Raw genomic sequence first — 6,641 nt, forward strand, 5'->3', positions numbered from 1 at the left:
TGGGGGACTCACATGTTCCGAACCATGCTGGGGGGCAAGGTGCATCGCGCCACCGTCACTCAGGCTGACCTGCACTACGTCGGATCGATCACCATCGACGAGGAGCTGATGCGCGCTGCGGACATTCTGGAAGGGGAGCAGGTCGACGTCGTCGACATCACCAATGGGGCGCGCCTGACCACGTACGCGATCACCGGTGCCGCGGGCTCCGGTGTCATCGGCATCAACGGGGCCGCAGCACATCTCGTCAAGCCCGGTGACCTCGTGATCATCATGTCGTTTCGTACCGTCGATGAGCGGGAAGTACCCGATCATGCACCGCGGGTGGTGCACGTCGACGCCCACAACCGCATCGTGGCCCAGGGTTGCGATCCGTCCGAACCGGTGCCGGGTGCGATCGATCAGATAGCGGGCGCCTGATGGCAAGATCGGCGGGGAATGGCACCTCTGGCAACGGTGTAGACCGCATTCTCGACGTCATCGGCGTGGGTTTCGGCCCGTCGAACCTGGGGTTGGCAATCGCGATCGAGGAACACAACCACGGCCGCGGGGCGCAGTCGGCCATCACGGCCGAGTTCGTCGAGGCGAAGCCGGAATTCGGCTGGCACACCGGCATGCTCATCCCGGGGACGACCATGCAGATCTCGTTCCTCAAAGATTTGGCCAGCCAGCGCAACGTGCGCAGCCGATACACCTTCCTGAGCTATCTGACCGACCGTGGCCGGCTCAGCGACTTCATCAACCACCAGACGTTCTTCCCCACCAGGCTGGAGTTCCACGACTACCTGGAGTGGGCGGCCGCTCGGGTGGCCGCCACGGTGCACTACGGGACGCGTGCGGTACGAGTCCGCGACGAGGGCGACTGGCTGGCAATCGATGTCGCCAGTGGCGGCACCCATCGCACGATGCGCGCCCGGACCGTGGTGCTGGCCGGGGGCCTGCAGGCACAGCTGCCGGTCGGGGTCACCGAGACGGCCCGGCAGTTCCACAACCACGAGTTGCTGACCAAGATCCGCCAGGTGCCGTCCACGACCAATAACCGGTTCGTCGTGGTGGGTGCCGGACAGAGTGCCGCCGAGGTCACCGATTACCTGCACGTCACGTATCCGAATGCCGAAGTTCACGGCGTGTTCGCGAAGTACGGTTACAGCCCTGCTGACGACAGTCCTTATGCAAACCGCGTTTTCGACCCCGCAGCGGTGGACGACTTCTACACCGCCGCGCCGACGGTCCGACAGCGGCTGATGGACTACCACCGCGCCACCAACTACTCCTGTGTCGACCTACCTCTGATCGAGGAGCTGTACACCCGCGAGTACGCCGAGCGGGTGGCGGGCAAGCGGCGGCTGTTCTTCCGCGGCGCGTCGAGCGTACAGAGCGCCGTCGAGCACAGCGCCGGAGTTCGGGTGAGCATCAAACACCATCCGACCCGTACGGTCGAGGTGCTGGATTGCGATGCGGTGATCTACGCGACCGGATTCGTCCCGATGCCGTTGCCGGACATCCTCGGAGACCTCTACGCGGCCGGCGAGCTCGGCATGCATCTGCCCGAGCTGAGCCGCGATTACCGGCTGCGTACCGCCCGGGATATCACCGGAGCCATCTATCTGCAGGGCGGCACCGAGCACACGCACGGGCTCAGCTCGTCGTTGCTGTCCAATGTCGCGGTACGCAGCGGTGAGATTGTCGCATCGATCGCCCAGCACGTGGAGGTGAACAGGCAGAGCCGCGAACTGGTCGGTGGCGGCTGAAAACCCCGGCACCGTAGCGGGGTTGGTGCGCCAACCCCGCTACCCGGTGTTCACGGACGGTCGTCGAGATATCCGCCGCCGCGACCGAAGTACTCCAGCGCGGGGAGTTCGGTTCCGTCGTCGAGGCGAATCCGCTGGATCACCAGCCCCGGACTCTCACCCCGATGTGCGTCGGCGCCGGTGACGATCACCATCCCGTCGCCCTCGGCGATGAACACCCTGCCCGGGGTACCGCCGTATCGATACCGCGACACCGTCGCCTTGAGAATCCGGATCCGCTCTCCGCGGTAGTAGGTGACGGCATTCGGGTACGGATCGGACAAGGCCCGTACAAACCGGTCCAATTCCACTGCAGACCAACGCCAGTCGATGATGCTGTCCCGGGCCGAGCGCTTGTGGAAGAACGTGCGCTCCTCCAGATTCTGCGCTGTCCAGGTCGCCGCCCCACGCTCGATGAGATCCAGCGACTCGACCAGCACCTCGGGGATGAGGTCGATGGTGGCCCGCACCAACTCGGTCCCGGTGTCCGTCGGGCCGATCGGGATGGAACGCTGCAGCACGATGTCGCCGGTGTCCAGATCGTCGTCCATCCGGTGCGCGGTGAGACCAACCTCGTTGGCGCCGCTGATCATTGCCCAGATCACCGGCGAGAAGCCGGTGAAGCGGGGGAGCAGTGAGTCATGCAGGTTCAGGGTGCCGTGTCGCGGCAGGTCGAACAATTCGCGGGGCAACCACGTCCGCCAATTGTTGGCCACCATGATGTCGGGTTGGGCATCCCGGACCCGTTCGATCAGCGCAGCGTCGGGCCGTTGGGCCAGGTGCACCGGGATTCCGTGATCGCCGGCCAGTTCCTCCACCGAATCCGCCCAAATCGATTCATATGGTTGGTCACTCGGCGGATGGGTGACGACCAGGACGACTTCGTGCGGCGATTTGATGAGCGCCTCGAGGGTCTTGTGTCCCCAGGTCTGGTACCCGAACATTGCTACCCGCATGTCTCACCTTCTGTATCAAGCTGTATTTGGCAAGCCTAACCTTTGATAGTGTGTCCAGGTTCGGGCGGGCGTGCCAGAGGTACGTCGACAATCACGTCACTGCTGAGGAGACTTTGTGTCGGGCAATCCCTTTGACGACGAGACAGGGACGTTCTTCGTGCTGGTCAACGACGAGGAGCAGCATTCGCTGTGGCCCACGTTCAAGCAAGTGCCGGGAGGGTGGAGCGTCGCGTTCGGTGCCGACGGCCAGACCAGTCGTCAGGCCTGTTTGGATTATGTCGAGCAGAACTGGACGGACATGCGGCCCAAGAGTCTTCGGCTGCGGATGGCCGCGGCCGGCGGGTCGGCGTTGGGTGACGGCTCATCGTAAGCACCGAGCAGGCGTCGGTGCGGACCCGTACCGGCGCGGCCATCCTGTGGCGCACCGTCACCCGTAACGCCCGGCTGCTCACCAGCGGGTCGCTGCTCATCTGCGGTCATCAGGTGTGCGAGGCGATGGTGCCGGTGCTCATCGGCGTCGTCATCGACCGGGCCGTGAAAGTCGGCGATCTCACCCAACTCGTCATTTGGATCGGTGCGCTCGCGGTGCTGTTCGTTGCGTTGACCGTCGGCTATCGGCTGGGAGCGCGGCAGTTGATGCGGGCGATCGCCACCGAAGGCCACCAGCTCCGTGTCGATCTGGCCGATCGGATCCTGCACCCGCAACGGCTGCGCACCAGCCAGCGCACCGGCGAACTGTTGTCGATCGCCAGTACCGATGCCGACAACACGTCGTATCTGCTGGACTACATTCCGCGCATCGCCGGCGCCGTCACCGCCATTGCGGTGTGCGCCACGGTATTGATCACCATCGACGTCCCGCTCGGTTTGGCCGTTCTGCTCGGCACCCCCCTGATCCTGTTGGTCCTGCATTTCGGAGGGCCGGTCATCACCCGGCGCATCGCCGATCAGCAGGAGCTGGCCGGCGAGGCCACCGCGATGTCGGCCGATCTCATCGCCGGGCTGCGGCCGTTGCGCGGCATCGGTGCCGAGCGCGCCGCCGCGCGGCGCTACCGCACGGTGAGCCGCGACGCGATGGCCGCCAGCGTCCGGGCCGCCCGGACACAGGGTGTCTATCTGGGTTTCTCCACCGCATTGAGTGCGCTACTGGCGGTCGGGATCGCCGTACTGGCGGGTTGGTTCGCGCTGCGCGGGGACATCACCGTCGGTCAATTGATCACCGTGATCGGGTTGGCGCAGTTCCTGCTCGAACCCTTCGGCACCATGGCCGAGGTGCCCAGCTGGATCGCCGAGGCACGCGCCTCCGCCGAGCGTGTCGGCTGGATCGAGGATGCGCCCCTGGCGCTCACCCCGGGAACGGGCACGCTGGGTTCGGGACCGCACGGGGTGGATCTCGATGGCGTGCGTTACGGCACCCTCGACGGCGTCACGTTGTCCGTCGAACCCGGCGGGTTGATCGGTGTCGTCGCCATCAGGGCCGGCGACGCCGACGCCTTTGTCAGCGTGTTGTCCGGACGGCTGGCCCGGGACGAGTATGTCGGCGAGATCCGCATCGGCGGTGTGGCATTGGACGAGCTGGACCTCGCCGCGGCCCGGCGTGCCCTGTTGGTCGAGCCGCACAAGGCCGACCTGTTCACCGGATCGTTGCGGACCAATCTCGTGTCCGGTGTGGCAGATCCGGTCGGATTGGCCAAGGCCCTGCAGGCCTCCAACGCTGTCGACGTCATCGAGGTGCACCGCGACGGCCTGGACCACGGCGTGTCCGAGCGCGGCTCGAGCCTGTCCGGTGGGCAGCGCCAACGGCTGACCCTGGCCCGTGCGCTGTTACAGGCCGCGCCTGTGCTGGTGCTGCACGAGCCGACGACGGCCGTGGACGCCGTGACGGAAAGCGCGGTGGCCGACGGTATCGCCACGCTGCGGCACGGCCCCGGCGACAGGAGCTTCACCACCGTCATCGTCACCTGCAGTCCGGCGCTGCTCGCGGTGACCGACCGGGTGGTGCTGATTGACGGCGGCCGCGTCGTCGCCGAGGGTAGCCACGAGGATCTGATGAACCGGCCCGACTACGCCGCGGCGGTGTTGCGATGAGCCTCTCGGGCGAAGAGCCTCGGACACCGATGAGTGCCACCATCCTTCCCGTCGCGACCGGCCGCGAGACCTGGTCCTGGTTACGTCGTGAACTGTCTTCGCGCCCTGGCGCATTGAGCGCAACACTGGTGGTCGGTGTATTGGCGGCGGCCGCCGCGGTGGCGCCGGTGTACGTGCTCGGCGTGCTCGTCGACCGGATCATCGACGGATCGCCGACCTCGGTCATCGTCGCGGTTGCGGCCGTGCTGGTCGGCGCCGCGGTCGTCGGCGGTATCGCCACCGGATGGTCGAACTTCCTGATCGGCCGGCTCGGTGCCGTCATGCTCGCCGACCTCAGGGAAGCCGGGGTGGATCGCGCGCTGGCACTGCCCACCCCCACCGTGGAGCGAGTTGGGCGGGGAGACTTGCTCTCCCGGGTGAGCACGGACGTCTCGACCATCGCCAAAGCCGTCACGGATGTCTTCCCGACGATGTTCTCGGCGCTCATGCTCGCGGCGCTGACCATGGTGTCGATGCTCGGCTTGGACTGGCGCCTGGCGCTGGCCGGCGCCGTCGCCATCCCGTTCTATCTGTTGGCCCTGCGGTGGTACCTGCCGCGGTCCGCCCCGCGGTACGCCGAGGAGCGTCGCGTCATCGCCGAGCGATCGCAAGTGCTGATGGAGAGCATGCTGGGCGCAGCGACCGTGCACGCTTACCACAACCACGCCGCGCACCGGGACGGGATCGAGGACGCCTCGGCACGGGTGCGTGACATCTCGATCGGTGTCTTCACCTTCTTCACCCGGTTCGTCGGCCGGATCAACCGCGCCGAATTCATCGGTCTTGCAGTGATTCTGGTGGCGGGGTACTGGCTGGTGCAGCACGGCTCGGTGACGGTCGGTCAGACGACCGCGGCAGCCCTGCTGTTCCACCGGCTGTTCGGGCCGATCACCATGCTGCTGTTCACCGTCGACGAGGCACAGGACGCGGGCGCCAGCCTGGCCCGGCTGGTCGGTCTGGTCAGCATCCCGCAGCCTCCGGTCTCGGACACACCGATCGCCGAACCTCACGACGCGGCGCTCGAGCTGACCGACCTGGAGTTCAGCTACGACGGTGCGCATCCGGTGCTGCACGGGGTGAGCTTGCGGGTCGAGCCGGGGCAGCGGGTGGCGCTGGTCGGGTCGACCGGTGCCGGCAAATCCACCCTCGCCGGGATCGCCGCGGGCGTGCTGGACCAGCAGGGCGGTGAGGTTCGGATCGGCGGTGTCCCGCTGGCCGACCTGACCACCGAGCAGCGGCGCAAGCACGTCGCGATCATCAGTCAGGACGTGCATGTGTTCGCGGGGCCGCTGGCCGACGATCTGCGGCTGGCCAAATGCGACGCCACCGACTCGGAAGTGCTTGCGGCACTGGATACGGTAGGGGCGGGCGAGTGGGTGGCCGCCCTGGAAGACGGTGTGCAGACCGTGGTCGGTGAGGGCGGTCACGAACTGACCTCGGCTCAGGCACAGCAGCTCGCCCTGGCCCGGCTGCTGCTGCTGGACCCGACGGTTGCCGTGCTGGACGAGGCCACCGCCGAGGCGGGCAGTCAGGGTGCACGTGACCTGGAGCGCGCGGCGGCGGCCGTCACCGAGGGCCGCACCACACTCGTCGTCGCACACCGACTCACCCAAGCGGCCACCGCCGACCGGATCGTGGTGATGGCACACGGCGAGATCATCGAAGAGGGAACCCACGCCGAACTGATTTCGGCGCAGGGACGGTACGCCCAACTCTGGCGTGCTTGGAGCGCGCGTCACATGGATGCGGAGAGGACGGACGCGTGACG

Annotated in this window: 6 protein-coding genes; 5 read left to right on the plus strand and 1 reads right to left on the minus strand. The window is 66.9% G+C overall.

Annotation, left to right across the window (positions count from 1 at the left end):
* The first annotated feature begins 12 nt into the window (after positions 1-12).
* On the plus strand, positions 13-420 hold the full coding sequence (panD, locus tag AWB94_RS16315; protein ID WP_062656222.1) for an aspartate 1-decarboxylase: 408 nt from the start codon (positions 13-15) through the stop codon (positions 418-420).
* Positions 420-1,751: a lysine N(6)-hydroxylase/L-ornithine N(5)-oxygenase family protein gene (locus AWB94_RS16320; RefSeq protein ID WP_062656223.1), complete on the plus strand. Its 1,332-nt coding sequence runs from the start codon at positions 420-422 to the stop codon at positions 1,749-1,751. The genes panD and AWB94_RS16320 overlap by 1 nt, the downstream gene beginning before the upstream one ends.
* 50 nt (positions 1,752-1,801) lie before the next feature.
* Here the strand turns inward: AWB94_RS16320 and AWB94_RS16325 are convergent, their stop codons facing one another.
* Complete coding sequence (locus AWB94_RS16325; protein WP_062656224.1) at positions 1,802-2,746, minus strand: methionyl-tRNA formyltransferase; 945 nt, start codon at positions 2,744-2,746, stop codon at positions 1,802-1,804.
* 115 nt (positions 2,747-2,861) lie between these two features.
* Between AWB94_RS16325 and AWB94_RS16330 the strand changes: the two genes are divergently transcribed.
* From AWB94_RS16330 to AWB94_RS16340, 3 genes are read left to right on the plus strand one after another with little or no spacing between them, the layout of a single operon-like run.
* Positions 2,862-3,116, plus strand: a complete 255-nt coding sequence (locus AWB94_RS16330) for an MbtH family protein (protein ID WP_062656225.1) — start codon at positions 2,862-2,864, stop codon at positions 3,114-3,116.
* 17 nt (positions 3,117-3,133) lie between these two features.
* A complete protein-coding gene (locus AWB94_RS16335) occupies positions 3,134-4,834 on the plus strand; it encodes an ABC transporter ATP-binding protein (RefSeq protein WP_062656226.1) in 1,701 nt (566 codons plus the stop codon).
* 29 nt (positions 4,835-4,863) lie between these two features.
* Positions 4,864-6,639 carry an ABC transporter ATP-binding protein gene (locus AWB94_RS16340; protein WP_062656227.1) on the plus strand — a complete coding sequence of 592 codons (1,776 nt, stop codon included), beginning with the start codon at positions 4,864-4,866 and terminating at the stop codon, positions 6,637-6,639.
* The last annotated feature ends 2 nt before the right edge of the window (positions 6,640-6,641 follow it).

The organism is Mycolicibacterium canariasense (assembly GCF_002101555.1).
GTDB classification, from domain to species: domain Bacteria; phylum Actinomycetota; class Actinomycetes; order Mycobacteriales; family Mycobacteriaceae; genus Mycobacterium; species Mycobacterium canariasense.